The following is a 24,126-nucleotide window of genomic DNA, read 5'->3' as shown; positions in this document are numbered from 1 at the left end:
TTGCAGCAATGATCAGGTTTTCTGTTTGAATTTTCTTTCTACATCGTCCAGATAAGTCCGCATGGTTTTCTCATGCGAAAACACATAGGTGGCAAAGAAACGCATCATGGGATTGGATACACTGCCAGCTTCCGTGATACGTAACTGGCTATGGCCATTCTTGTTGCTGAACTCGAATGTCCAGGTGCCGGAAAACGGCAGGCTGGGGTCATCGATTTTCGAGACGATCAACTGATTGCTTTTGTCTTCAATAATCCGGTAAGGGATTTTGCCGTGAGCTGATTCTTCCATATAGCGCAGCTCACCATCTTTCTGCATGGATTTGATACCCGTGCGCCAGCCTGGGTAAGCTTCATAGTCACGCACCAGTTGATACAGACTGGTGACAGGAACCGGGTAGTCCTGACTCAGGCTCAGCTTATGGTCTTTGGGTGCCAGCATGCCCATGGTGAATACGATCAGTCCGATCACGACTAGAACGCTGACAGCAATCATTGCAAACTTCATCCGGCATCCTCTTTTTTCATGGTTAATCTGAAACAGGCTTGCGCCAGTAACTCCAGCCCGGCAATCGCCTGTTGCATTTCTGTTGCAGTCATTTCAGCCAATACTGCCGCCAGTTTGTCTGCTTCCAGCACTGAACTTTTACTCATCACGTCTTTGCCCTTTTCTGTCAGCCGCAACAAATGGGCGCGCCTGTCTGTTGTGACCTCCATTTCCAGCAATCCCTGAGCCATCAGATATTTAACCGCTTCCGACATGGTTGACTTGGTGATACCCAGGTGCCTGGCAAGTTGCGCCTGGGTCGTTGCATTGGTCGAACTCAAATGTGCCAGTATCGTCGCATCCCGCTGTGATATCGCAATTCCACTGGCCGATGTTGGCTGGTGATCAGCGTGACAGGCATGATAAATACGCGGATAAGCCGACTGTATACGATAGATGAATTCGGTTTTTTCCATGGTCAACAAGTCCCAGTCTAGTTAACAAAATACAGGTTCGTCAAAACGAACCAATTAAAGAGTAGATAGATGCACTGGCATCAGCATATTTCATCTTGCCTTACAATTGTGCTTTACTGAATTCTCTGGACACACATCATGCAAGCACGTTCCTTCATCGCTACCGCCGCCATCCTCATGTTCACAGGCGTAGCTGCCGGTGCCTTTGGTGCACATGGCTTGAAGCAGATGCTGAGTGCCGACATGCTGGCGGTCTGGCAAACGGCGGTGACTTACCAGATGGTGCATGGTCTGGGTATGCTGGCGCTGGGTATCATGTTGCAACAACAGGATAATGCCTTGTTGCGCAAGGCGGCCTGGGCAATGCTGGCAGGGGTCATCATTTTCAGTGGTAGCCTGTATGCACTGGCACTGACTGGCGTGCGCATACTTGGTGCCATTACACCGATAGGTGGGGTGGCATTCCTGGCGGGCTGGGCGATGCTGGCGTGGGCGGCAATCCGTCGCTAAGCCGAAGTTAAGCCATAGTCGCTGAGTCTGACCATTTGATCTGTTCAAACAGGGTTTGCAGCTTGGCCGTGCGTGCCGGATTGATCATGCGCATATAGGCAAGCTTGCCTGCCAGGTGGGAGCGAAAGTCTGCATGTCCTTCGCGGTTTTGTGATGCCGGATTACTGCGCAGGCAGTTAGTCAATATCGCTTTCAGGGTATCGTAATCTTTGCGTTTGATGTTGCAGTGGCTGTTCACGACAATGCCAGTGACTTGCTGCCTGGTCGCTGCGCGCATGATGCGGGTCTTTTTGTAGTTCAATACAAAACCTTCTTCTATAGCGATGGCCGCCACCTGCGGGATGAAGCGCACCAGGCTTTGCTCAAATTGCTCATCACCAGAAAATGTCAGGTCATCTGCATAACGGCTATAACTGGCCTGCATGTTGTCCGCCAGGGCTTGCAGGCGCATATCGAGACGATAAGCGCACAGGTTGGCGAGGGCAGGAGAGGTCGGTGCACCTTGCGGCAGATGTGGGCTGCGCAAGAGATGCGTGGAACTGACTGAGGCAAGTGGACTGCCGGTTTTTTCCTTGACGATACCGGTAGGTGTACGGTTGCTGCATAGTCGTGCCAGCGTACCCGCAACTTTTTCCGGGTAACCAAGTTTGGCAAACAAGGCGTGCAGACGTGAACCAGGGATGCTCGTAAAGAAATCTTTTAAATCCAGCCTCGCTACGACACGCTTTCCCGTGTGTTGTGCTGCATGGCTGAGACTGGAACGGCCATGTTGAAATGCCTGCGCTGCTGCATGTGGCGGTACCCGGTTCAATATCTGTTGCAGGATTTTTCTTTGTATATTGCGCAGGCGTGACTTGGGTACTTCCAGCAGACGCCAGCCACCCTTTGCTTTTTCCAGCCAGCGGTAATGGTAGTGTCCCAGTTGTGGTGCTGCTTGTGCATTCTGTCGCCATTGATCGGCAAACCAGGCCAGTTCATTGACAGTCAGATTCAGATGCCTGGCCAGATCAGCGGAGTTGTTAAATTCAGGTAAAGCCAGGGCTTGCAGCCATGCCGGTTTTTCTGGAGCGATCGCTGGCTGCAAGCAATACTGTTTGATTTGTGGTTTTTCCCTGTCACGCCAGGCACCGTAGTAGCCATGATCATCCAGTATCAGTGCGGCCATTTCATGGCGACTGTAATGATAAAAATGTGGGCCAGCGTGCTGTTCAATTTTTTGGCACAACGATGGTATCCACGGCCACTTTTTACCCAGCACCCAGCTCATGTTTTTCATCAGGGCGACGTGGCTAAGCTCACCTGCCAGTAAGGCATCGGCGATGGCTAAGGCGACCTGTTTGGGTGTGTCCATGAATATGATCTAGTGGGGGCGGCGGAGAGCCTGCAACCAGTCTCGTGTAGTGTGAGCCTGTATGCATGCAATGCATGGCGGCTCACGCGATGAAATACCAGGTAAATTTATCCCGCGGGGTAACCCCGCAGAGGCACTATGGACTTGCGTCTGAGCGCCAGCTTGCAGGATCCGCCGCAATGCGAAGATAGAGCATGCAATCGTAGCTGTCAATCCACGAACTGCATAAAGCGATTACTCGCTGTATTTTTCTATCGCTCTTTGATAAGCGGGACGCGCCGCAACCATATCAACAAAGCGTGTCAGGTTGGGGAAGGCTTCACGGCCAGCACCGCGCACGGCTGACTGTACGGCGAAAGACAATTGTATGTCTGCGCCCGTCAGGCTGTCGCCAACGAAGTAATCACGGCCTTCCAGCTCCAGGTTCAGGTAGCTGAAATGGTTTGCCACTTCGCTGCTGATACGTGGATGCAGCGGTGCACCCGCGTCACCCAGGCGGCCTACATACAGCTTCAGCAACAGCGGCAACATGGCTGAACCCTCGGCATAGTGCAGGAACTGCACATAGCGGTTGTAGTCAGTCGTGCCCACGGCAGGTGCCAGGCGGCCATTGCCATAAGTGCGTATTAGGTAGTCGATGATGGCACCGGACTCTATCAGGGTCTGGTCTTTGTCACGGATGACGGGGGCTTTGCCCAGCGGGTGGATTTTTTGCAGTTCTGGCGGTGCCAGGCGGGTCTTGGGGTCGCGGTCATACGAAATGACGGTGTAATCCAGCCCCAGTTCTTCGAGTAACCAGGTAATGCGGCGTGAGCGTGATTCTTTTAAATGGTGGACTTCTATCATGGGAGCCTCGCGGTGTGGGGAAATGAGAAAATCGGAAAAACTCATTATGCCCAGTTTTTGCAAAGCCTGCGTCAGCGCTTTTTAATTCACTAGAGTGCTCGCTCTAGACTTTCTTCAGAGAATCGTCGCCAGCGTCATATCCCTGACACAAGGCCACCCTACTATCTCTCATTTTCCAGGGGAGTAGCCAGATGCAAAACGATCAGAAGAAAAATCCAAAAGCGCCAGCAAATATCACCAGACGCGGCTTTGTCATCAAGATGTCTTCCGTTGCTGCTGTCATGGCATCTGGCGGTGTGCTGACTGCCTGTGGTGGTTCTTCCACGGTATTGAATGGCGAGATGGCGGCCTTCAATTATGGCGTTGCCAGTGGCGACCCTATGGCTGATCGCGTGATCTTGTGGACACATGCCAAGATATCGACGGATGCCAGCGTAGACCTGATCTGGCAAATGGCCGCAGATGCGAGTTTCGCTACCGTGCTGTTCTCTGGCAAGGTAACAGCAAGTTCTGGTACAGGCTTTACCGCCAAGGTCGATGCCACTGGTCTGGCTGCGAATACAGAATATTACTATCGCTTTGTAGCACCGAATAACAGTGTCTCGCCCGTAGGCCGCACCCGCACCCTGCCAGTTGGCAATGTCGATCAGGTGAAGCTGGCAGTGTTCTCTTGCAGTGATTATCCTGCCGGTTATTTCAATGCCTATGACAGCGCAATCTCTTCTGGTGCGCAATTCGCCTTGCATCTGGGTGACTATATTTACGAATACAAGGACGGTGTGTATCCACCAGTTGCCTCACAAGTGGCTGGCCGTATTTCTGCACCCGCCAGCGAGATCGTCACTGTTGCTGATTACCGCGCCCGCCATGCCCTTCACAAGGCCGATCCTTATCTCAAAGCCCTGCATGCACGTATGCCCATGATCACCATCTGGGATGATCATGAGTTTGCCAACAATGCCTGGATGGACAGTGCAGAAAATCATAATCCAGCGACGCAGGGTACATGGGCCGCACGCAAGGCAGCCGCCAGCCAGGTCTATCATGAATGGATGCCGATACGGTCACCAGATACCAGCAATCTGCTGAAAATCTACCGCTCGTTTGACTTTGGCAATCTGCTGTCCCTGCACATGCTTGATACCCGCATGATAGGCCGTGAACAGGCACCAGACCGCATGCTGGATGCGCAAGGCCGTGATGTGGCTGACCCCAAGTTCTTGCCCTACGCCTTCAACAAGAACAAGCAATTGCTGGGCACCACGCAGCAAGCCTGGCTGGATACGCAAATGACATCGTCCAAGGCGACCTGGCAGGTACTGGGTAACCAGACTGTCATGGGCCGCGTGCAATTGCCGGCATCGACACTGGTTTCCAATCTGAGCGCAGACTCAGTGACTGCCTATCTGACTGCCAAGGCAACGCCGGCAGCGGCACAGACACAGGCGCAAAAAGATTTGCTGGATCCTTTGAAAAATCCAAAAATCTCCTACAACTTTGATAACTGGGAAGGTTATCCAAACGCCCGTGATACTGTCTTCAATTCGGCAGCGAAATTGAAAACAGCAGGCAAAAAGTTCCTGGTCTTGTCCGGTGACAGCCATAACGCCTGGTTCAATAAACTGACACTGACTGATGGCACCCAGGTTGGTGCAGAATTTGCAGGCATGTCGGTGACTTCATCCGGCTTTGAAGGTGTGTTCCCACCATCCGTGGTGCCACCCGCAACTTTGGCGGGCACCATCAAGGCGCTGGTGGATGACATCACTTATATCGATACTTACCGTCGTGGCTATATGCTGATCACCGTCACGCCTACCCAGGCCAAGGGTGAGTATGTGTATGTCAGCACCGTCACCAGTTCCAGCTATACCACCAGTGTGGATACTTTCACTTACGCTGGTTAAGCAAGGCTGAGCAGGAATAAGGAAAGCCAGCGTATTGCTGGCTTTCCGATTACTTTCAAACCTTGTACTCCATCGCCAGCACCTCTTCATTTGAATCAGTCTCGACAGCCACAAATCCCAGTTGGCGGTACAAATGCAGCGCCCCTTCATTATCACGGTACACCCGCAAACTGAGCACAGCTGAGCCAGACTTCGCAATGGCATGTCGCATCAATTGCTCACACAATAGCCTGCCATAACCCAAACCGCGTGCTGCCGGGGAAACGATGATACGGCCCAGATGTGTGCGGCGTTCATCTCGTTGCCAGAATTGGGCAAAGCCGACTGGCAGGTTACGGTGATCAGCCAGCACCAGGCTTTGCGAATCTGGTTTTTCCAGCAGATGAGGCAGGTCTGCAACTTCAAATGGAAATGCTATTTGTGGCCCGGCCCAGCGGGTACATGCCTGAGCATCCTTGATCCAGTTAGCGATGATGGCGTAGTCCGTTGCCAGTGTGGGGCGTAAGCGTGGTGACATTTCTTCAGAAAATAAGTCGGTGAGCCGCCAGCATAGCCTCGGCTTTAAGCGACAGCAATAGAATGTCAGCTTTGAACATGAAAACGGTATTTATTTTGCAATTTAACCGTAGACTGAGTTGATCTGGATAACGATAATCCGCATGTGGCTCTTTCTGTAGTTTCCACTTGGGAACTCATCCATGATGAAATCCAGATTAACCTATTTAAAAAATCATCTATGTCAAACGCACTTGCTGGTAACACCGGACCGGTAAATCCCATCCATGGCAACAAACTGAAAACTCTGGGCCGCTGGAGTATCAGGCTCTTGCTTGCTATGGTCTTGATTGTTGTATTGCTCATCAGCTTGTTTCTGGTAATTAACTGGAAGGATGAAACCCTTTCAGGGCAGGCCCAGGCTTTGTCGCAGGAAAGGCCAGTGCAGGTAGCAGATGCGCAGAATGGTTTTTATATCTTGAAAATGATAGATGCGCCTGCGGATACCGACGTATTCAAGGCCGGACTGGAAAAGGTAAATGTTGAACGCGCCCTGTATCTGAAAAACCGGGGAGCTTATCAGGCACCGGCACAAAATGTGACTCCTCCAAAGGTAGTGAAATTCAGCTGGGATCAAAAGAGCTGCCAGCGCACCGCCAACTGCGTGCAGGACACACTGACACATAGAAGCGAGGTGTCAGAACAGATGAAAAGCAATCAGTTGTTGTTGCAGCGTTATGAACTGATGCAAAAAACGGGCGACTTCGAAGAACGCCTGCTGCCAACATTCACCGCTGAATTTCCCTCCTATGGTTTATTGCTGAAGGCCATGGAAATGCAAACGGCACAGGCTGTTTTTGATATCGCAGACGGCAAGCTGGAAGCTGGCTTGCAAACCCTGGAAAGCAATAACCGCTATGCCAGATCGGTACTGAAAAATAGTTACAGTCTGGTCTCCAAAATGGTGATGCTGACGGGGTTGCGCAAACAAGTGCGTGCGGTGAGTGAGTTGGCAACATTGTATCCGGTATTGAATTCACAGTACCCGGCACGCCTGAAGCAGTTGGTCAGCCCCATGTCTGAAGCGGAACGCAGTCTGTCAGCAGCATTTTCTAATGAAGCCTTGTTCGGCATGCGCTTTAACGAGGATTTACGCAATAGCAATCAATCTGCAGAAGTTGTCGATGCCGCAGAAGTACCCTGGCCTGTGTATTCCTTGCTCAAGTATAGCTATCAGTCGAATGCCACAAATAATCTGTTGGCGCAGTATTGGGGCATACTCATCAATGCCGCAAAGCAGCCGTTGCTTGACATTCCTGCCGTGGAAAAACAGCTGGCAGAGCTGGAAAGGCAACGACTTGGAACAGGCATCTTCTCATTTCACCATTATGCATATAACCCGGCGGGGAAGATGCTGGTACAGATTGGGATACCAAGTTATTACTCTGCGTATATTGAAAAAAGCATAGATGCCGAGGGTTACCTGCGACTGGTGGCTTTGCAGCTGGATATACTGGAGAAAAAAATCCCTGTCGCAGATATCCCTGACTATGTGACCAATACTGGTAAGGCATATCGTAATCCCTACGATGATACAGCCATGACATGGGATGCAGGCAAACGGCAATTGCAATTTGTCGGCCATGAAAAAGCCACAAGCAATCCTGATGGTGGCAAAATGAGCGTCATCCCCATGAGTTGATTTGGAGCTGCATGTCTGGTTTAGTGGTATTGGTCGTCTTGTTCGCCGCCTTCCTGCATGCCGCCTGGAATGCAGCGATCAAGGTTGGTGTCAATAAATACTTTAATACGGTATTGGTGACTTCTGGTGCGGGTCTGGTTTGCGCGTTAGTGTTGCCTTTTGTTCGCCAGCCAGCATTTGAAAGCTGGGTGTTCATGCTGGCTTCAGTTGCTTTGCAAGTGGTGTACTTCTATTTGCTGGCAGCAGCTTACCGGCATGGTGACATGAGCCAGGCTTATCCCATCATGCGTGGCACTGCACCCTTGCTGGTGGCACTGGTCAGTGGCAGTGTGATTGGTGAGGCTGTACCAGCCTTGCGCTGGTTGGGCCTGGGCATGCTGGTGCTTGGCATACTCGGTTTAAGTCTGACCGGACAAGCGACAACTGAGGACAGGCCCCAGGCAATATCGAGTCGTGGTTTTGCTTTGCTGAATGCCTGTTTCATCGCAGGATATACCGTGGTGGATGGTATCGGTGTACGCAAGTCAGGTGCGCCTGCTGCCTACACCATGTGGATTTTTTTGCTGACAGCGCTAGTGTTAGTGGCTGTGATCATGCTTAGAGACAGGCAGGAATTTTTTGCTTATACCAGAGGTAAATATCTCCTGGGCATAGCTGGTGGTACAGCTTCAGTCGCCTCTTATGGACTGGCATTATGGGCCATGACCCTGGCACCTGTAGCCGCCATTGCAGCCTTGCGCGAAACGTCGATTTTGTTTGCTACCGGGATTGCAGTCTGGATTTTGCATGAAAAAATCTCAGCCCAGCGGCTTGCTGCTATTTTGCTGGCGGTAGCAGGTGCCATCGTCATCCGCTATACCTGACAGACCTACTCTTTGATCGCCTCAACACTGAATGACAAAGTCACTTCATCACTGACAAACGGGACATAGCGGCCTACCCCATAATCGCTACGCAGGATTTTGGTATTGCCATTCGCACCGCAGGCGCGCTTCAGGTACAGGATCATGAAGCGGCATTCAAATTGCGTGATATCCACGGTCACCTTGCGAGTGACATCCTTGATCGTCAAATCACCTTCCACCTGTACCAGCTTGTCTTCATTGAAGACCATCTTGTTCGACTGAAAAGAAATTTTCGGATATTTTTCTATATTGAAAAAATTGTCTGAACGCAGGATTTTGTCGAAGGTATCTGAACCGGTATTGATGGATGCAGCATCGATGGCAATTTGCAAGCTGCCAGTTTTGTTATCCATATCCAGTTCTATGCTGCCACTATTTTTGTCGAAGCGACCGCGCTGCAAGGACAAGCCCCAGTGCTTGTATTCAAAATTACTGAAAGTGTGTTCCTGGTCGACCACGTATTTTTCTGCGGCGAATGCAGTCAGGCTGAATCCAGACAATAACAGCAGCAGGCATTTCTTGAACATGGTCGTTTCCGAATAAAAAAGCAGTAACAGCCATCATAAGCTGTTACTGCCTGACTTACCAGTTACGCTTGGTGTCTTAAGATTTGACGAACTTCAGCGTCATCCTGTCACTTTCACCAATTGCTTCATACTTGGCCTTGTCTTTTTCCTTGTTGGCATAGGTAGGTGGCAAAGCCCAGACGCCGTTTTCATGATCGGCATTGTCTTTTGGGTTGGCATTGACTTCAGATTTCCCTGCCAGTTTGAAGCCTACGCTTTCAGCCAGTTTGATGACATAGTTTTCATGAACATAGCCTGTGCTGGCTTTTGCATCCTGGGTTTTGCTGGCTGGCAGGCGATGTTCTACCACGCCAAATACGCCACCTGGTTTCAGGCTGTCATAGGCACTCTGGAACAGGGCTTTCATGGCAGGTTCGCCATTGTCTATCCAGTTGTGGATATTCCTGAAAGTCAGCACCATATCGACTGTACCCTTGGCAGCATACTCAAGCTTGGCTGGCGGAGAGAAAACGCCCATCTGTACCTTGCCATAGACTGCTGGTGTAGCGTCCAGTTTTTGCTTGAAGCTGGCAGCGCCCTTGCTGGCTGCAGGATCATTCAGGGCGACGATCATCTTGCCATTGTCGCGCAAGTACGGTGCCAGAATTTCTGTGTACCAGCCACCACCGGGTGACAGTTCGACTACCGTCATCGTTGGTTTAATGCCAAAGAAAGTCAGGGTTTCATAGGGATGGCGTGCGCTGTCACGCACGGTATTGGCTGGAGTACGTTGTTGTCCGGCAATAGCCGCCTTCAAGGCGTCGTCAGCCAGTGCTGCCTGGCTGGCAGCCAGGCCTGTGATCAGGCTCATGGCGAGCAGAAATTGTTTCATTCAAAGTCTCCTATGGAAAAGAGTTAAGACCGTCAAGCCGGGCAAATGTTCCGTGACCGGGCAATTGTTGATCGTGCAGCGCATCATAAGTGTTTCTTGAAAAGCTGGTTGGCAACTTTTGTGGCTGAACCTTGCATGATAAATCAAGTATCTGTCATGCAGATGTAAAAAAGAAAACAAAAAATGCGGAGTATAATGAGACTCGCATCTCTTACTTAAGTTGTTCATGAAAAAATCATTCCTGCTTTTCTTCCCCTTTGTATTGTCCCTTTTGCTTCCAATGTCATCTTCGGCGCAAACGCCGGTATTTCGTTGTGAAGTTGATGGTCGCGTTATCTGGTCTGATCATCCTTGCAAAAGCAAGGGCAAGGTCGTGACTATCAAACCCCTGGCATCGCAGCCTGCAAAAAACGATAAGTCACCTAAAGCTCAGCCAAAGTAAATGCTTGGGCTTGTTGTTGCAAGGCGTTCATAGTCAGCGGTTCATGGTCAGTACTATCGCCTTGCAGATAGTTTTCCTTTTCAGGAACTTAGCTAAATAACTATAGTCTCAAGACAACAATTACTAGAACTCATTTCATAAATAGGATGAGTGCGAACAAGACGATTTGGGATGCAGTGCAAGGCGTGACGCGAAGCTAAGGCTGGTGCCTTAGCGAGCGGCGCAACGCTGCAATGCGCCCAAATCGTCAGTTCCCGGAGGGTTTGCCTCATAACGTGCGCTGGACTGCGTTGGACTCGTTGTCAATAGGCAAAGCTATTGACTGCCTCGTCCGCCTTGCCAGCCCACGTTATGAGGCAAACGCATCTCACCCTATTTATGAAATGAGTTCTAAGGAGACTATGATGAAAAATTCGATTTCCCGTCGCTATGCCCTGGGTGCCTTGCTGGCATTGGCCAGCTTGCCTGCCGCTGCTGACTGGTCAGTCGGCTGGTTTAGTGGCAAGGCAATAGAAGGCTCGGGCAATATCCAGAAGCAAGACCGTGCCCTCAGTGGTTTTTCCGGCATAGACCTGGCCTTGCCCGCCAGACTGGAATTGCGCCAGGGTGACAAGGAAGGTGTGCAGGTTGAGACCGACGACAACTTGCAGGCTCTGGTAGAAACCGTGGTTGAGAGCGGACACTTGAAAATCCGTAACGCAGAAAAAAACACCTATCCCAAAACCAGGACCATGAACATCGTGGTGTATTGCAAAAATCTGGACAAGATTGCCGTCAGTGGTTCAGGCAAAGTCTGGACAGACAAGCTGGCCAGCAAAGAACTACAGGCAAAAATAGGTGGTTCAGGTGATATACAAATCAATACCTTGCAGGCAGACAGCCTGAGCGTGGCGATAGGCGGCAGTGGCAACTTCATGGCTGCAGGCAATGTCAGCGAAGTGGCAGGCACTATCGGTGGTTCTGGCGATATCAAGGTGGGCAAACTGGAAGCACGGAATGTCAAAATCAAGATAGGCGGCTCCGGCGCTGCGCAAGTGTGGGCAAAAGACAGGCTGGATGTCAGCATAGGTGGCTCTGGCGATGTCAGTTATTACGGCGATCCAAAAATCAGTAAGTCCATAGGCGGTTCTGGCAGGGTAACGCGTAAGGGCGACACGCCGGGCTAAGCTTTTGTCAACATCGTCAGATTGGGCAAACATGACATGGGTCGCCAGTGTTTGCCCACGATGTCAGCTTATCTTCTTTTTTTTATCGATGAGCGGCAGCCGAGTTTAAAAAAACTAGCGCAAGGGCATATAGATATTGCTCAATAAGTCAGCGGGCACCGTATCGCGCGGGTTGTTCAGGTATTCTTCAAACGGTGGCGCATCGTCGATTTCTTCGCCAGATGCAGGGAGCCAGACGCCAAAGAACCAGTGATAGACCGGTTGCATGTCCGAGTAAGGCCCTTTGTAGGTCAGCACTGCATACTTGCCGCCGCGCAGTTCAGTCAAGGACAATGGCGCTTGCAATGCCTGTTCCGGCAAGGGTTGCGGGGCGCTGATGCAGGCTTTCGAGCGCAACTGGTGTTCATCCACCGTCATTGCATCATCGTAGTAAATCCCTATCCAACGTGTGTCTTCCCTGAATAATTGCCGTGACGCGGCGCAGCCAGTCAGGATATCAAAAGCCTTGCTGATGCCCATATAACTGCCGGTATTATCTATGCTCAGCAATTGCACGGGTGCGATACTGGTGATGCTGACCGGGAAATGCAGGTCAGCACTGAGTTCATCTGGTAGCGGGATTTGCTGGTGGCTGCCTTCTTTGCGGTAACGTGCCGGTGGTTGTCCATATACTGACGCAAAAATACGGGTGAAAGATTGCAGGTTGGGATAACCAGAAAATTCTGCTATCTGATCTATCGCCATGTCACTGCGTGCCAGCAGGGTAGCTGCTCTTTGCAAGCGCAAGCGCTTGACTGTCGCCACCACGCTCTCGCCATGAATGGCGCGGTAGATGCGGTGCCAGTGGTAGGGCGACATGCAGGCGATGTCGGCCAGCTTGTTCAAATCCAGGTCTTCATCCAGGTGTGCATGCAGGTAATTGGTAACGCGGGAAAGACGGCGTTCATAACTGACTTGCAGGGCTGGATTGGTGGACAGTGCGGACATGCTGGCCTCAGGATAATAATGTGGCGCTTATTTTATACCTATGTAGATCGCAGCTTGTGCAGGCCCCTGATATTCTTCAAAGTCAGTCAGATAGCTGCGCTGGTATTCTGTCTCACCCGAAAAATAAGACCAGACCTTGCCCCAGCCCTCTATGATGGCAGCAGGCATTTCACCTTGGCATTCAAATACCATATAGCGGCCGGCAGCAATGCTGACATTGGCCAGTTCTGCTGAGGCTGCCATTACCGCAACGCCAGCAGTCACGTTAAACAAGCCATTCGCGTCACTCTCATAATTTGAATACACGCCATAGATTTTCCCATCACCGGTTTTTGCGGGCAAGGTCTCCGGTAGATTCTTGGCAAAGAATTGTCCCCACAAAGGGCCTATCTTGCCCGTGGCATTATCGGCTTCATCAGCATTGCGGGTACGTACTTGCAGGCCACTGATCTGGAAGCCGCTTATTTCTACAACTTTTTCTACAACTTTTCCTACGATTTTTGTTTGCATGGTTTTATCCTGTTCTTGAATTGTTGAGGGGTCTTACTTTTGCATGGGTTGACGGATGATGGTCTTCCAGTTTTCCGCTGCTGCCTTGCGTATGTCACTCAGATAAATCTCGTGATGCTTGCCTGCCAGCTTTCCGTGAGTATCAATGTACTGATGCAGGCGGTCTATGGTCGGTCCTTCTTCATTGAACGGTCCCTTGTGCAGGATTTGTGCGCAATGGCCTTCTTTAAAACTTTCAAAACGTAATTCCTGTAATGCCGGCAGAGTTTTTTTCTTGCCCGCTGCGGTAATGGCATTTGTCACCATCTCTGTAGTGATAAAGTCAGGCTGCATGATCATCATGGTCCAGCGCCATTCGCTTTTGCGGTCGGCTACAAAAGCCGCCATGTCGTCAGCCCACCACAAACCTTCCAGAGGCATGACGGCATAATCAATTGCTGCGCTGCTTTTCCTGAACATGAACTTCAGGGTGTAAGCTACGGTGAACAGGGCTTCCACGGCTGCCGCATAATGACTGGATGAATTTGGATCACCCTGGCCATCTATCATGAGAAAATTAAATTCAGGGACATCCACCTCATTCACGGTAGTGGCAGATGCCTGATAGACAGATTTCAGTTGTTTCTTCAAATCCAGCTTTTCCATGATAGTGAAGTGCACTAGTCAGCGAGGTGCTCACCTTAACATGAAGGGATTTGACAAATCTTGCGGACTTGCATTGTCAGGTCTGGAAAAGGAAGAGTGATGAATGAAAATTTGACGATACGTTGCGCTACCGAAGCCGACATCGCCGCCATGCAGACCCTGATCGCCAGGTCGGCAATACAGCTTAGCGCATCGTTTTATACTCTGGAACAGGCGCAGGCCTTATTGACGCATGTGTTCGGTGTTGATACCCAGCTCATCCATGACCAGACTTATTTTGTCATAGAAGAGCAGGGCAAGATGCTGGCCTGTGGTGGCTGGAGCAAGCGCAAGACCCTGTTTGGCGGCGACCAGGCCAAGCAGGGCGTGGATAATTTGCTTGACCCAGCGACAGATGCGGCACGCATACGGGCATTTTTTGTCGAACCTATGGCAGCGCGCCGTGGCCTGGGTCGTATTTTGCTTGAACATTGCAGTACCCAGGCACAGGCAGCGGGGTTTATTTCACTTGAGTTGGCGGCCACCATGCCCGGTGAACCGCTTTATCTGGCCTGTGGTTTTACTGTGTTTGAACGCTTTAACCTGGATTTGCCAGAGGGTGTAGTTGCGCCATTAAGTCGCATGCGCAAGCAGCTGGTTTAGGATGCTTTCCAACAGGAAATAAGAAGATTTGTGGTGAAAGTATATTGTTAAATCACTATTGAATTTTAAGAGTACTCCCGCACATGGTGCACTACACGCACAATGGACAGATAATACTGTGTTCTCCCAGAGACAAATAGCCGGTTTTCAACAGCCAGGCGCATGCAATCAAAGTGGCAATTTATGCCAGCCTGTTGTATCTTGTTGCACACATAGATTTTTCTGAAGAGGTAATTCGCGTGAAAGGTATCTTGAAGTTTCTGGCTGCTGCCAAGCTGGTCGACCTGTCTGATGAAGAAAAAATGAAGCTGCATGGGGTTGAGCAGGTCGATGAATCCGTCGAAACCGGGTTCGCAAGCGAAGCTGCAAGTACAAATCCGCCACCTCTGCCAGACATAAGCGATGCCAATGCTTCCCTACCCCCACCCATAGCATACGCGGCTGCTGATGTTGCCGAAGGCAAGTCTTTTGACGATATCTTCAAAAGCGCCCAGATACCAGATTCTCCTTTCCCGGCTGAACGCCTGCTTAGATTACTCGACGGCTTGCGCGCCATGGACGAAGCCACCCGCAAGGCGGCAGTGCATGCCATGGATGCGGCTGACGATAACTGGACTATCGATGATTCCATCATCGATGCACAAAGAAAAATCGCCGCACTGGAAGATTATCAAAAAGCACTTGAATCGCAGCTCACTGCCAACCAGCAGCAAGTGATTACCGAAGTCGCTGATTTGAAAGAGGCAGAAGAAAGAGCCGTGACAGAAATACGCAAGCAGATCACTGAAATGGAAAGACTGCTGGCACGCGAGATACAAAAAACCGCAGAACAGATCACCAATCTGGAGGGTGGTCAAAAATCTGCAATGGAAAGCTGTGAGCGCGAAGTGAAACGCTTGCAGACAGAAGTAGAAAGATTGCGCGAAATCCCGGCGCAATTTTCACACTGAGTTCTGAACAATCCAGACCGAACTTGCGCCGAACTTACACCGACCTCAAACTGACTAACAACACATCATCAAGGAATGACCATGGCTACAGCTAGCCCTCTTGCTAAAGGACTTATTGCAGTGATTATCCTCGGAGCCGCAGGCTCTGCGGCCTGGAATCTGGCACTCAAGGACTGGTGGGCCAACCGGGCTGATGCAAAATCCGGCGCGACAGTGACAGCCAGTGCATCGGCAACGAGCAAAGCCAATGGTGTGAAGCCTTCTGGCAAACCTGCTCCTGCGCCAGTGTCGGGTAGCGGGCCACTCGGTTCAAGCGGTAATCCCTTGAAAGTCAGTATCGTCAGCTTCCATGGTTATGCGCCTGCGCTGGTTGCCAATGGCAACAGCCTGACGACCCAGCCCAATTCTGTGTATGCAGCCAAGGGTGTGAATATGCAATTCGTCATCCAGGATGACATTCCGGCGCTGGCAACCGTGTTTGAATCAGGCGCTGCGCAATGTGCATGGCGTACTTCTGACTCATGGGCGCAGGAACAACCTAATCTGCGCAATGCTGGTCTGGATGCGCGCGCTGTGATGGTCGTCGATAATACCCAGGGTGCAGATGCCGTCATCGCCAAGGACGGTAGCATACGCACAGTGGAAGACCTGGCTGGCCATTCGGTCGCCGTATTGCAGTTCACTCCTTCGCACGGCATGCTGATCGATGCGATAGAAAATTCTTCCATGACTGCGCGCAAGAAAGAAAGCGTCAAGTTTGTCTTCATCAACGCTGATGAAGGTACGGCTGGCGTGCGTGCTGCTTTGGAATCCGGCAACGTCGATGCCGCAGCTTTATGGGACCCTGACCTGTCACTGGCCCTGCGCAATGTCAAAGGCGGCCATGTTGTGTATTCCACCAAGACCGCCACCAATCTGATTTTTGACATCATGGTGTGTGACAGCCGTGTACTGGCAAAAGAAGAAAACATCCCTGTCATCCAGAAATTTGTTGAAGGCTGGATGGAAGGCGTGACACAGGCAAGAGCAAAACCTGACAATGCCGTCGATGCCCTGGTGAATACTGAAGAATTCTTTAAACTGCTGGCCAAGCAGGAAGGCAAGCCTTTCATCAAGTCCTTGTTCAGCAACCTGGTATGGACAGGCCTGGAAGACAATGCGCGTATCCTGGGCCTGGTTGGCGGTACCAATCACTATGACCGTGTGTACCGTCGTTTTGATGCCATCTACCGTGCGGCGGGTGCATTGGCGAATCCAAAATCACCAGTCGTCAATCCGCAAGAAAGTTTTGACTACCGCTTCATCAAGGCCATGCTGGTCAAGAATACGGCAGTGGAAACGGCTGCAGCCAAACCACAATACCAGTTTACTGAAACTGCACAGAAAGTGGCTACCCAACAGGCAGCCAGTGTCACCAAGCCAGTCACCGTCGGTTTTGCTACCGGCAGTGCTGAGCTGACCAAGAAAGCTCAGCGCGTGGTGGATACAGAAATGGTGCCCTTCATAGAAAACAATGGCAGCGCTTATTTTGAAGTCAGCGGTAATAGTGACGGCGTTGGTGCACGTGACTCCAACCTGCGCCTGTCGCAGGCGCGTGCTGCGGCAGTGGTGAAATATCTGAATGAACAATGGGAATTCCCCAAGGCGCGTTTCAAAATCGTTGGTAACGGCCCTGACAAACCTTTGTGCAATGAAGCTAATCCGGCAGCAGATGGCCTGGCACTGGAAGATTGCCGTGGCTTGAACCGGACTACCCGCATCGGCGTTTTTGCACGTTAAGCATCATGACGACATTCTGGAATCCCTACTCCCCCATGGCACCGGGCTTGCGACGCCAGCTCGGCATAGCATCTGTGGTCACGGTACTGGTGCTGTGGGCCGCGCTTGCAGCATCAGGCGCAGTTAGTCCGACCAGGCTGCCGTCACCCTGGGCCGTGGCGCAGGCCATGCTCTACCTGTCATGGAATGAGGGTAACAGCATGTTGTTCAATGCCACCCTGTGGTCGGCTGGCCGGGTATTTGCGGCTGGCCTGCTGGTGATCGCCATAGGCATACCGGTGGGTGTCATGATGGGTGCTGCACCGCGTTTGAATGCCTTGCTGTCGCCGCTGATAGACCCTTTCCGTTCGGCACCGGTAGTCGCCTTGTTGCCCATCCTTGTCATGTGGCTGGGCATAGGCGAGGTGATGAAGATCGCCTTCCTGTTCATCGGTGCGGTAGTGTATCTGGTGCCCATGGTGCGCGATGCCATACAGGCCGTGCCGCAAAGCTATTACATCAGCGCCCGTGACCTGGGTGCCACACCGTGGGAGTGCATACAAAAAGCCGTGTTGCCCATGGCCATGCCGCGTATTGCTGACGCTGTTGTCGTCAGTATCTCGGTCATGTGGACTTATATTACCGTGGCTGAATACGTCAATGCCCGCGAAGGCCTGGGCCAACTGATACAAAATGCGCGCCGCTTCAGCGCCATGGACCAGGTATTTGCCGGCATCATCGTCATCATCGCGTTGGCGTTGGTGACTTACCAGTTGATGCGTCTGTTGAAAAGAAAACTCTATCCATGGGAAACTTCGCAGTGAGTATGGATACCAAGATGGATACCAAGACGGATACTATGGCAGACACCAGCCCGACAAGCACAATGACGACCAACACCGACATCAGCCTGCAACTCAATGAAATCGTGCAGGAATATGCCAATGCAGACGGCCCTGTCACCCGCGTGATTGATGGTATCAGCCTGTCTTTTGACAAGCCCACCATCAATATGTTGCTGGGCCCGTCAGGCTGCGGCAAAAGTACCTTGCTGCACATGATGGGTGGCGTGCGTCCTTTTGGCGTGCAGTCGCCAACCTCCGGTTCTGTACACATCAATGGCGAAGCATGTGACGGGCCGCATGATGATGCCGTCATGGTGTTCCAGCGCTATGCCAACCGGCCTGACCTGACAGTCTATGAAAATGTCGCATTTCCGTTTCGTCTGGGTTTATGGAAGAAAAAATTCCCTGAAGCTGAATGGAAAAAACGCGTAGATGACATGCTCGAAGCAGTAGGCCTGACAGATAAAAAACATCTCTCGTCTGCGCAATTATCCGGTGGGCAAAACCAGCGCGTGGCATTGGCACGGGCATTGGTGTTGCGCCCACGTATCCTGCTCATGGATGAACCTTTCGGCGCGCTGGATGCACAAACCCGCGAAGAGATGCAGCAACTGCTGATTACCCTGCACAAGACCAGCCCCTGCCTGATCGTCTTCGTCACGCATGATGTGACTGAGGCCCTGTTGCTGGGTGACCGTGTCATTGTACTTTCGACCCAGCCCGCCAAGATTGCAGACGACTTTGAAATTATTGAGAGCCGTCCGCGTTCAGCCGTATGGCAGCGTTCTACCGAGGCAGTCACCATGCAGGAACGGGTGCTTTCTCAATTACACAAATTCAGCGCCGGACGCGGTACGCTCAGAGTCACTATTTGAAATAACGAATTGAAATAAAAACGTGCAGATCAAACAAGTTTCATATGTTAAGGAAATGCTGTACAGCCAGGGCAATATCTTTGCCGTGCTGGGCACGGTGGCCGCCAGCGTATTGCTGTCCATACCTTATGGTTTCAATGCCGCGCTGATTCCGCTGATAGGTCTGGTGGCCGGGGAAACCATAGCCGCCATGTTCATACCGTATTCAGAAAATTTCCGCGCCACTGTCGACAAGAAATACCGGGAGCAGGAGAGGGCTGCTTCCAGACTGCACTTCCTGGAAGAAATCCACAAGCGCGAAGGCATCGCCTTCAAGGTATTTGGTTCCATGGATGCCTATCAACGCATGCTGCAGCATGTCGCCTCGCTTTACCAGTATGCCAGCGACAGCCGCACCAGTCTGTCCATGAACGATGTGGAAAAACTTGATGATGCTACCCTCGATTACCTGAGCATGTGGCTGGCGTTGACGGTGATAGAAGAGCGGGCCAATTCCGTCAACATGAAAGAAGTGGAAATGCGCCTGGAGCGCATCGATCAGGATCTGGCAGATATCAAACCAGGCATGGATCAGTTGCAATTGCAAAAAGCGCGCAATGATTATCTTTCCCTCATCACGCGCCAGCGCCGCATGCTCAGTCGCAAGGCGGCGATAGAAGCAGCCATCATTTCCATGCCCGACCAGATGGATGAGATTTACCAGACCATCATGACCGCACCGACTTCATCCGACGTTGATTCCAAGCTGGCAGAATCGATAGCCAAGCTGGGGCTGGAAGAAGACCTGGAAGCTGAACTCGAAGGCGCCTTGCGCGATACCATGCCGGTGATTTCGCAAGAACTGGAAAACCGCAAACAAAGCCGTGTTGCCGCCGGGGTGAAAGTACAGCCGCAGGCACAGAAAAATACGCAGTAAAAAATATGCAGTAAACACTGGAAAGCGAAGATCATGGAATACAGAATCATCACGCAGGAAGATTTGCAGGGACTGGCAGATTTTGATCTGGCACAGGCTAGGGTAAAAAATGCGCTGGATCTCGCCGGTAATGAGGGCGCTGTAGGCTTGCTGCGTTTTTTTGCCCGCTACACCAGCTGGAATGGTTTTTTCGGTTCTGGCGTGGCTTCGCTGTCCGGCAAGATAGGCCGTTCGCGCACCATGTTTGTTGATCAGACCGTGGCTGAACGTTTGCTGAATGACCGCAGTGTTTTTATCGCGAGTTTTTTCTTTGATGCGGCGCGTGATGAATTCGATGACCGCGATACCGAATACCGCGATACCCATCGCTGCCTGGCACAAGCAACCCTGGCTGGCTTATTGCGTTACGCGCGTCAGCAGGGCTATGCCGCTTCTACCGCAGAGCTGAATAAAATGCTCAATGAACCCGCCTGGTTAAAGACCTTGAATGCCAAGGTCGCGCAGGGTTATGGCAATGGCAGTGAAGACAGCAGGGATGCCATCATGGCAGCGATAGGCTATCATCTTGGCTCAGAAATCCTGGCGGATCGCGAGTTCTCGATGATAGATGAATACCTGCGCAAGGAACAAAAAGAAGTGACCCGATTCCTGAAAAAGGCCAAGCAGGAAATCGCCGGTCAAAGCCACTCATGTTATCAATGGTTGCAGATACATAGTGGTCATGGCGGCGCAGCCGAGGCTGACCATTTTGAATGGGCCACCAAAGGTGCCGAACTGGCCTTTACTTATAGCCCCAAAAAAGAACATGCTGCCATGCGTGCCAGCCTGGATCATGGCTTCCAGACTTTTGCCAAGCATCACAAAACTTTTTTCGAAGCGATAGTTCGATAACACGATCAACTGATGTTCAACTTATAGTCAATTCAAGCTCAGTTCACGCTAAGTTCACACTTAGTTATTTACCTAAAAGAGGATCAACATGTCTGACAGCAATTTCATCGCCCGCTTATCCAATCTTTGGTCAGGCTTCGTCTCATTGTGGATTACCGATGTGGAAAAACGCCACCCGGAAATCGCCTATCAGAATTCCATCGATTCCATGATAAGCAAGTACACCAAACTCAAGGCCGCCACTGCCGCCATCATACGCCGCAGGCAGGACGTGGAAGCGCGCCTGAAGTCTGAGCAAGCTGAGCTGGCATCCATCACTGCCGATCTGGAAGGTGCTATCGCCACCAACCAGGACGATCTGGCAGTCGTGTTGATACAAAAGAAAAATGCTCTTGATACCAGCGTCGCAGCTCTGCAGGATGACATGAAAGTCGCCCAGACTGATGCCGACGATGCCAAGGATTCACTGCTGCAAGTCAAAGGCGAGATCGACAAACTCAAGGCAGAAAAAGACCGCATGCTGGCACAGATGCACAGTGCACAAGCCAGGGTATCGATACAGAACCAGCTGGAAGGTTTGTCTGTGGATGCAGAAGTCAAGGCTCTCAGCAATGTGCGTGACCATATCAAGAACACTGTGGCTGAAGCCAACCTGGGTCAGGAATTACGTAGCTCTGACCTTGATGTGCGTCTGGCAAAATTGCGCCAGAGCAGTGGTGCAGTGACGGCCAAGCAGCAACTGGAAGACATGAAAAGGGCCAGGGCTGGCCAGGCAGAAGCGAACAACGCTGGCGGCAAGACCATGTAATTGCTTGCTACATTTGGCGTCACCAATTTGAATAATCCACGCACAGAGACAAAGCAGAAATCCATGAGCGAACCTGGCACTAGCAAGCGCACACTGCCCGTCTGGGCAGAACAGCTGAGACAGAAATATCTGGCGGGCGAGGCTTCGGTCTTCGTCTTATATGGCAATGTATTTGACCGCTATCTCGTCGACGGCGTCGCCCATGGCATGTCTGAGTTTTTGTCCCAGGTCCTGCTGAAGGAAAACAAAAACCGCATCATGGAAATCAGCCTTGACCGTGGTGTACGTTTCTTGCAGGGCGCAACGACAGAAGAGAAAGAAGTCTTGTACGGCTATCTGGCTGACAAGGGTTTGCCGGGCATCTTTGAATCGGTAGAACGCCGCATGCGTGAGCATGCTTCGAACGCCGTAATCTTCCCTTATGCTGGTACCATCTTCCCGAATGGCGACCCGCAAATGATGTCGCTGGAAGACCGTATTGCCTTCACTACCCTGCATCGCTGGTCACTCGATGATGCATTGGCGCAAAAAGACAATGTCGTCATCCTGCTGTGTGAATCACTGGCAGAGATCAATCAGGCCATCATGTCCAATCCCAAGGTGGCGGCTGTAGAAGTGCCAATACCGCAAGAAGCTGAGCGTGAGATAGCAGTCAGGCATTACGCCCCCAAGATGGAAGAGCAGCAAGTCAAATTGCTGGCCAAGCAAACTGCAGGCTTGCGCGTGATACAACTGAGCAGTATCGTTGCGGCAGAAGGCCCACAAGGTTTGCGTGAAGCTGAGCGCACCAAGCTCATCGCCAGTCTCTTGCAAGGTCAGGCCAATGCAGAAGACCGGGCAGCAAAACTATCCGCCATCACGGCTGGCATGACGCCGGAAGAAATCGCTCACCTGATAGACCCGGGCAAGACCCTGGCTGTGGATGTCGATGTCGACCCCTATTCCGAAATGATGGAAATAGTACGCAAGCGCAAGCGTGAGCTGATAGAAAAAGAATGCGCTGGCCTTATCGAATTCATCGAGCCCAAGCATGATCTCAGTGCGGTCGGTGGCAATGAGAATATCAAGACAGAATTGATGGAAATTGCCAAGGCCATCAAATCCGGCGACAAGGCAAGATCACCCATGGGTTTACTGGCAGTGGGTGCAATGGGTGCGGGCAAGACTTTTGTCATCAAGGCTTTCTTGAAAGAGGCTGGCTTGTCAGGCGTAAGCCTGAAGAATTTCCGCTCCAAATGGGTGGGTTCTACCGAGGCTAATCTTGAGCGTGTCTTGAACGCAGTCAAGGCCATGGGCCCTATCGCCGTGGTCATTGATGAAGGTGACCGCAGCTTTGGCAAGCAGGGCGATGACTCTGATGGTGGCACCAGCTCCCGTGTGATTGCGCGCCTCAAGGAGTTCATGTCTGATACCGAGAACCGTGGCAAGGTTTTGTTCATCCTCATGACCAACCGCCCTGACAAGCTCGATACCGACATCAAACGCCCAGGCCGCCTGGACAGGAAAATCCCCTTCTTTTATGCAGATACTGCCACTGAACGCGCCGACATCGTCAAGGCCATACTCAGCCGTTATGACGTCAAGTGTTCGATAGACTGGGCCAATACCTTGCCCGTGTTTGATGTCTTGCGCGGTTATTCAAATGCCGATCTGGAAGCAGTAGCCTTGCTGGCGCTGGAATTTGCCAAACGTGGCGATGGTGAAATCACTTCTGCAATTTTCGAGATGGCCGTGGCTGATTTCATGCCGCCACAAGAAACACAAATGATCGCCTTCATGGAAATGCTGGCCGTGTTTGAAACTTCACGCCGCTCCATGTTGCCTGACCGTTTCAAGAATATGACACCGCAAGAAGTGCAGCAGCAATTGCAAGTCTTGCGCAATGCGATTTAAATTCAATCTATATCCAGGAGAAAACCATGTTTCCATTTTTCGCACCGCAATCCCTGAGTGATAGTGCCATCATTGCCGCCAGCAAAATCATGTTGCAGGTAGCAAAAACAGATGGCATCCACCCTGCAGAATCTTCCTTGATCAAGAGCTTTTATGAAGGCAGCATCAGCACTGCGAGCCATCCATCCTTTGATGAATTACTGGCCGCCTCTGATGCTTATACACTGTCAGCAAGCGACTTTGCGACCGAGCAAGAGCGTGAAATGGTGGTTGCACTCAGCGTCATGACAGGTTTTGCCGATGGCACATTCAGCGATGCTGAAACCCAGACCGTGCGTGATATTGCTGCCGGTTTGAATATAGCGCCAGCCCGTTTTGATGAAATCAATGAAACCATCAAGGATCACATGCTCGCACAACTCTCACATCTGCCGGATGCCGGATCAGTGGCCGTGGTGGCCAAAGAACTGGGTTAATTGTCGTCCTTGTTCATCTGTATTTGCGTGCTTGTTTGTTGATGTATGCGTTCCCATGAACCCAGCCTGTGCTGACGGGACATGGGGCGCGCATCTATCCTGCTGTTTATACCTGATATCCATTGATCAAAAGCTGCGTGCGCAGACTTGATCAAGTCAAATAGCCTGGGAAGTTTTCCTGCCGGTTTGATGCCGGATAATAGTTTGCCCATGTTGTTTTCCTGTCCTTAATAGAGTACCTGTCAG

General features: G+C 51.4%; 27 protein-coding genes. 16 read left to right on the top strand and 11 right to left on the bottom strand.

All coding sequences use genetic code 11. The features are described 5' to 3' along the window. Positions 1-12: 12 nt before the first annotated feature. Both ACO0LD_RS08690 and ACO0LD_RS08685 read right to left on the bottom strand, forming a co-directional pair. Entirely contained in the window at positions 13-507 is a 495-nt protein-coding gene (locus ACO0LD_RS08690; protein WP_423005743.1) for an SRPBCC family protein, read from the bottom strand. Then, positions 504-962 carry a MarR family winged helix-turn-helix transcriptional regulator gene (locus tag ACO0LD_RS08685; protein WP_423005741.1) on the bottom strand — a complete coding sequence of 153 codons (459 nt, stop codon included), beginning with the start codon at positions 960-962 and terminating at the stop codon, positions 504-506. Before ACO0LD_RS08685 ends, ACO0LD_RS08690 begins: the two co-directional genes overlap by 4 nt. Before the next feature lie 138 nt (positions 963-1,100). Here ACO0LD_RS08685 and ACO0LD_RS08680 point away from each other — a divergent pair, with 138 nt between their 5' ends. Then, positions 1,101-1,472, top strand: coding sequence for a DUF423 domain-containing protein (locus tag ACO0LD_RS08680; RefSeq protein WP_423005739.1), 372 nt, complete (start codon positions 1,101-1,103; stop codon positions 1,470-1,472). A 7-nt stretch (positions 1,473-1,479) separates the two neighbouring features. Here the strand turns inward: ACO0LD_RS08680 and ACO0LD_RS08675 are convergent, their stop codons facing one another. Together ACO0LD_RS08675 and ACO0LD_RS08670 are read right to left on the bottom strand one after the other, a co-directional pair. Beyond that, a complete protein-coding gene (locus ACO0LD_RS08675) occupies positions 1,480-2,823 on the bottom strand; it encodes a reverse transcriptase family protein (RefSeq protein WP_423005737.1) in 1,344 nt (447 codons plus the stop codon). A gap of 234 nt (positions 2,824-3,057) precedes the next feature. Beyond that, positions 3,058-3,714 carry a glutathione S-transferase family protein gene (locus ACO0LD_RS08670; RefSeq protein ID WP_423005735.1) on the bottom strand — a complete coding sequence of 219 codons (657 nt, stop codon included), beginning with the start codon at positions 3,712-3,714 and terminating at the stop codon, positions 3,058-3,060. 146 nt (positions 3,715-3,860) lie between these two features. On the opposite strand from ACO0LD_RS08670, the gene ACO0LD_RS08665 reads away from it, so the two are divergent. After that, on the top strand, positions 3,861-5,576 hold the full coding sequence (locus tag ACO0LD_RS08665; RefSeq protein WP_423005733.1) for an alkaline phosphatase D family protein: 1,716 nt from the start codon (positions 3,861-3,863) through the stop codon (positions 5,574-5,576). A gap of 55 nt (positions 5,577-5,631) precedes the next feature. On the opposite strand, the gene ACO0LD_RS08660 is transcribed toward ACO0LD_RS08665, so the two are convergent. After that, a complete protein-coding gene (locus tag ACO0LD_RS08660; RefSeq protein WP_423005731.1) occupies positions 5,632-6,093 on the bottom strand; it encodes a GNAT family N-acetyltransferase in 462 nt (153 codons plus the stop codon). A gap of 219 nt (positions 6,094-6,312) precedes the next feature. Between ACO0LD_RS08660 and ACO0LD_RS08655 the strand changes: the two genes are divergently transcribed. Both ACO0LD_RS08655 and ACO0LD_RS08650 read left to right on the top strand, forming a co-directional pair. Further along, the gene (locus ACO0LD_RS08655) at positions 6,313-7,773 is read left to right on the top strand and encodes a hypothetical protein (RefSeq protein ID WP_423005729.1); all 1,461 of its coding nucleotides are present in this window, start codon (positions 6,313-6,315) and stop codon (positions 7,771-7,773) included. Positions 7,774-7,784: 11 nt separating this feature from the next. Continuing rightward, a complete protein-coding gene (locus tag ACO0LD_RS08650) occupies positions 7,785-8,636 on the top strand; it encodes an EamA family transporter (RefSeq protein ID WP_423005727.1) in 852 nt (283 codons plus the stop codon). Between the two features lie 5 nt (positions 8,637-8,641). On the opposite strand, the gene ACO0LD_RS08645 is transcribed toward ACO0LD_RS08650, so the two are convergent. Together ACO0LD_RS08645 and ACO0LD_RS08640 are read right to left on the bottom strand one after the other, a co-directional pair. Next, a complete protein-coding gene (locus tag ACO0LD_RS08645; RefSeq protein ID WP_423005725.1) occupies positions 8,642-9,205 on the bottom strand; it encodes a YceI family protein in 564 nt (187 codons plus the stop codon). Positions 9,206-9,281: 76 nt separating this feature from the next. After that, positions 9,282-10,076, bottom strand: a complete 795-nt coding sequence (locus ACO0LD_RS08640) for a class I SAM-dependent methyltransferase (protein WP_423005723.1) — start codon at positions 10,074-10,076, stop codon at positions 9,282-9,284. A gap of 226 nt (positions 10,077-10,302) precedes the next feature. Between ACO0LD_RS08640 and ACO0LD_RS08635 the strand changes: the two genes are divergently transcribed. Beyond that, the gene (locus ACO0LD_RS08635) at positions 10,303-10,518 is read left to right on the top strand and encodes a DUF4124 domain-containing protein (RefSeq protein WP_423005721.1); all 216 of its coding nucleotides are present in this window, start codon (positions 10,303-10,305) and stop codon (positions 10,516-10,518) included. Between the two features lie 401 nt (positions 10,519-10,919). After that, on the top strand, positions 10,920-11,684 hold the full coding sequence (locus ACO0LD_RS08630) for a head GIN domain-containing protein (RefSeq protein ID WP_423005719.1): 765 nt from the start codon (positions 10,920-10,922) through the stop codon (positions 11,682-11,684). A 114-nt stretch (positions 11,685-11,798) separates the two neighbouring features. Here the strand turns inward: ACO0LD_RS08630 and ACO0LD_RS08625 are convergent, their stop codons facing one another. The 3 genes from ACO0LD_RS08625 to ACO0LD_RS08615 are packed head-to-tail and all read right to left on the bottom strand — an operon-like array spanning position 11,799 to position 13,826. Next, entirely contained in the window at positions 11,799-12,671 is an 873-nt protein-coding gene (locus ACO0LD_RS08625; protein ID WP_423005717.1) for an AraC family transcriptional regulator, read from the bottom strand. 27 nt (positions 12,672-12,698) lie between these two features. After that, positions 12,699-13,181 carry a GyrI-like domain-containing protein gene (locus ACO0LD_RS08620; protein WP_423005715.1) on the bottom strand — a complete coding sequence of 161 codons (483 nt, stop codon included), beginning with the start codon at positions 13,179-13,181 and terminating at the stop codon, positions 12,699-12,701. 33 nt (positions 13,182-13,214) lie between these two features. After that, positions 13,215-13,826: a GyrI-like domain-containing protein gene (locus ACO0LD_RS08615; protein ID WP_423005713.1), complete on the bottom strand. Its 612-nt coding sequence runs from the start codon at positions 13,824-13,826 to the stop codon at positions 13,215-13,217. Between the two features lie 99 nt (positions 13,827-13,925). Between ACO0LD_RS08615 and ACO0LD_RS08610 the strand changes: the two genes are divergently transcribed. The 10 genes from ACO0LD_RS08610 (at position 13,926) to ACO0LD_RS08565 (ending at position 23,880) form a co-directional block, all read left to right on the top strand. Beyond that, positions 13,926-14,468 carry a GNAT family N-acetyltransferase gene (locus tag ACO0LD_RS08610; protein ID WP_423005711.1) on the top strand — a complete coding sequence of 181 codons (543 nt, stop codon included), beginning with the start codon at positions 13,926-13,928 and terminating at the stop codon, positions 14,466-14,468. Positions 14,469-14,707: 239 nt separating this feature from the next. Next, positions 14,708-15,418 (top strand): hypothetical protein, encoded by a 711-nt coding sequence (locus ACO0LD_RS08605; protein WP_423005709.1) that lies wholly within the window; start codon positions 14,708-14,710, stop codon positions 15,416-15,418. 81 nt (positions 15,419-15,499) lie between these two features. Continuing rightward, positions 15,500-17,197 (top strand): OmpA family protein, encoded by a 1,698-nt coding sequence (locus ACO0LD_RS08600; RefSeq protein WP_423005707.1) that lies wholly within the window; start codon positions 15,500-15,502, stop codon positions 17,195-17,197. Between the two features lie 5 nt (positions 17,198-17,202). Further along, complete coding sequence (locus ACO0LD_RS08595) at positions 17,203-18,000, top strand: ABC transporter permease (protein WP_423005705.1); 798 nt, start codon at positions 17,203-17,205, stop codon at positions 17,998-18,000. Next, positions 17,982-18,896 (top strand): ABC transporter ATP-binding protein, encoded by a 915-nt coding sequence (locus ACO0LD_RS08590; RefSeq protein WP_423005703.1) that lies wholly within the window; start codon positions 17,982-17,984, stop codon positions 18,894-18,896. The genes ACO0LD_RS08595 and ACO0LD_RS08590 overlap by 19 nt, the downstream gene beginning before the upstream one ends. Positions 18,897-18,951: 55 nt before the next feature. Further along, entirely contained in the window at positions 18,952-19,812 is an 861-nt protein-coding gene (locus ACO0LD_RS08585; RefSeq protein WP_423005701.1) for a hypothetical protein, read from the top strand. Between the two features lie 33 nt (positions 19,813-19,845). Further along, positions 19,846-20,703, top strand: a complete 858-nt coding sequence (locus ACO0LD_RS08580; RefSeq protein WP_423005699.1) for a hypothetical protein — start codon at positions 19,846-19,848, stop codon at positions 20,701-20,703. Positions 20,704-20,791: 88 nt separating this feature from the next. Further along, a complete protein-coding gene (locus ACO0LD_RS08575; protein ID WP_423005697.1) occupies positions 20,792-21,511 on the top strand; it encodes a PspA/IM30 family protein in 720 nt (239 codons plus the stop codon). 63 nt (positions 21,512-21,574) lie between these two features. Continuing rightward, positions 21,575-23,404: an ATP-binding protein gene (locus tag ACO0LD_RS08570; RefSeq protein WP_423005695.1), complete on the top strand. Its 1,830-nt coding sequence runs from the start codon at positions 21,575-21,577 to the stop codon at positions 23,402-23,404. A 26-nt stretch (positions 23,405-23,430) separates the two neighbouring features. Next, on the top strand, positions 23,431-23,880 hold the full coding sequence (locus tag ACO0LD_RS08565) for a TerB family tellurite resistance protein (RefSeq protein ID WP_423005693.1): 450 nt from the start codon (positions 23,431-23,433) through the stop codon (positions 23,878-23,880). On the opposite strand, the gene ACO0LD_RS08560 is transcribed toward ACO0LD_RS08565, so the two are convergent. Next, positions 23,877-24,092 (bottom strand): hypothetical protein, encoded by a 216-nt coding sequence (locus ACO0LD_RS08560; RefSeq protein WP_423005691.1) that lies wholly within the window; start codon positions 24,090-24,092, stop codon positions 23,877-23,879. The genes ACO0LD_RS08565 and ACO0LD_RS08560 overlap by 4 nt on opposite strands. Between the last annotated feature and the right edge of the window lie 34 nt (positions 24,093-24,126).

The sequence above is a fragment of the Undibacterium sp. Ji83W genome (genome assembly GCF_049340385.1).
GTDB lineage: Bacteria > Pseudomonadota > Gammaproteobacteria > Burkholderiales > Burkholderiaceae_D > Undibacterium.
This window is presented reverse-complemented; position numbering and strand designations above follow the sequence as displayed.

Coding starts and splice junctions, on each gene's coding strand:
- ACO0LD_RS08590 (WP_423005703.1), top strand. CDS start 17,982: ATGGGAAACTTCGCAGTGAGTATGGATACCAAGATGGATACCAAGACG.
- ACO0LD_RS08570 (WP_423005695.1), top strand. CDS start 21,575: ATGAGCGAACCTGGCACTAGCAAGCGCACACTGCCCGTCTGGGCAGAA.
- ACO0LD_RS08620 (WP_423005715.1), bottom strand. CDS start 13,181: ATGCAAACAAAAATCGTAGGAAAAGTTGTAGAAAAAGTTGTAGAAATA.
- ACO0LD_RS08655 (WP_423005729.1), top strand. CDS start 6,313: ATGTCAAACGCACTTGCTGGTAACACCGGACCGGTAAATCCCATCCAT.
- ACO0LD_RS08645 (WP_423005725.1), bottom strand. CDS start 9,205: ATGTTCAAGAAATGCCTGCTGCTGTTATTGTCTGGATTCAGCCTGACT.
- ACO0LD_RS08660 (WP_423005731.1), bottom strand. CDS start 6,093: ATGTCACCACGCTTACGCCCCACACTGGCAACGGACTACGCCATCATC.
- ACO0LD_RS08575 (WP_423005697.1), top strand. CDS start 20,792: ATGTCTGACAGCAATTTCATCGCCCGCTTATCCAATCTTTGGTCAGGC.
- ACO0LD_RS08625 (WP_423005717.1), bottom strand. CDS start 12,671: ATGTCCGCACTGTCCACCAATCCAGCCCTGCAAGTCAGTTATGAACGC.
- ACO0LD_RS08615 (WP_423005713.1), bottom strand. CDS start 13,826: ATGGAAAAGCTGGATTTGAAGAAACAACTGAAATCTGTCTATCAGGCA.
- ACO0LD_RS08610 (WP_423005711.1), top strand. CDS start 13,926: ATGAATGAAAATTTGACGATACGTTGCGCTACCGAAGCCGACATCGCC.
- ACO0LD_RS08680 (WP_423005739.1), top strand. CDS start 1,101: ATGCAAGCACGTTCCTTCATCGCTACCGCCGCCATCCTCATGTTCACA.
- ACO0LD_RS08650 (WP_423005727.1), top strand. CDS start 7,785: ATGTCTGGTTTAGTGGTATTGGTCGTCTTGTTCGCCGCCTTCCTGCAT.
- ACO0LD_RS08585 (WP_423005701.1), top strand. CDS start 18,952: ATGCTGTACAGCCAGGGCAATATCTTTGCCGTGCTGGGCACGGTGGCC.
- ACO0LD_RS08595 (WP_423005705.1), top strand. CDS start 17,203: ATGACGACATTCTGGAATCCCTACTCCCCCATGGCACCGGGCTTGCGA.
- ACO0LD_RS08640 (WP_423005723.1), bottom strand. CDS start 10,076: ATGAAACAATTTCTGCTCGCCATGAGCCTGATCACAGGCCTGGCTGCC.
- ACO0LD_RS08685 (WP_423005741.1), bottom strand. CDS start 962: ATGGAAAAAACCGAATTCATCTATCGTATACAGTCGGCTTATCCGCGT.
- ACO0LD_RS08560 (WP_423005691.1), bottom strand. CDS start 24,092: ATGGGCAAACTATTATCCGGCATCAAACCGGCAGGAAAACTTCCCAGG.
- ACO0LD_RS08635 (WP_423005721.1), top strand. CDS start 10,303: ATGAAAAAATCATTCCTGCTTTTCTTCCCCTTTGTATTGTCCCTTTTG.
- ACO0LD_RS08670 (WP_423005735.1), bottom strand. CDS start 3,714: ATGAGTTTTTCCGATTTTCTCATTTCCCCACACCGCGAGGCTCCCATG.
- ACO0LD_RS08580 (WP_423005699.1), top strand. CDS start 19,846: ATGGAATACAGAATCATCACGCAGGAAGATTTGCAGGGACTGGCAGAT.
- ACO0LD_RS08690 (WP_423005743.1), bottom strand. CDS start 507: ATGAAGTTTGCAATGATTGCTGTCAGCGTTCTAGTCGTGATCGGACTG.
- ACO0LD_RS08675 (WP_423005737.1), bottom strand. CDS start 2,823: ATGGACACACCCAAACAGGTCGCCTTAGCCATCGCCGATGCCTTACTG.
- ACO0LD_RS08630 (WP_423005719.1), top strand. CDS start 10,920: ATGATGAAAAATTCGATTTCCCGTCGCTATGCCCTGGGTGCCTTGCTG.
- ACO0LD_RS08600 (WP_423005707.1), top strand. CDS start 15,500: ATGGCTACAGCTAGCCCTCTTGCTAAAGGACTTATTGCAGTGATTATC.
- ACO0LD_RS08665 (WP_423005733.1), top strand. CDS start 3,861: ATGCAAAACGATCAGAAGAAAAATCCAAAAGCGCCAGCAAATATCACC.
- ACO0LD_RS08565 (WP_423005693.1), top strand. CDS start 23,431: ATGTTTCCATTTTTCGCACCGCAATCCCTGAGTGATAGTGCCATCATT.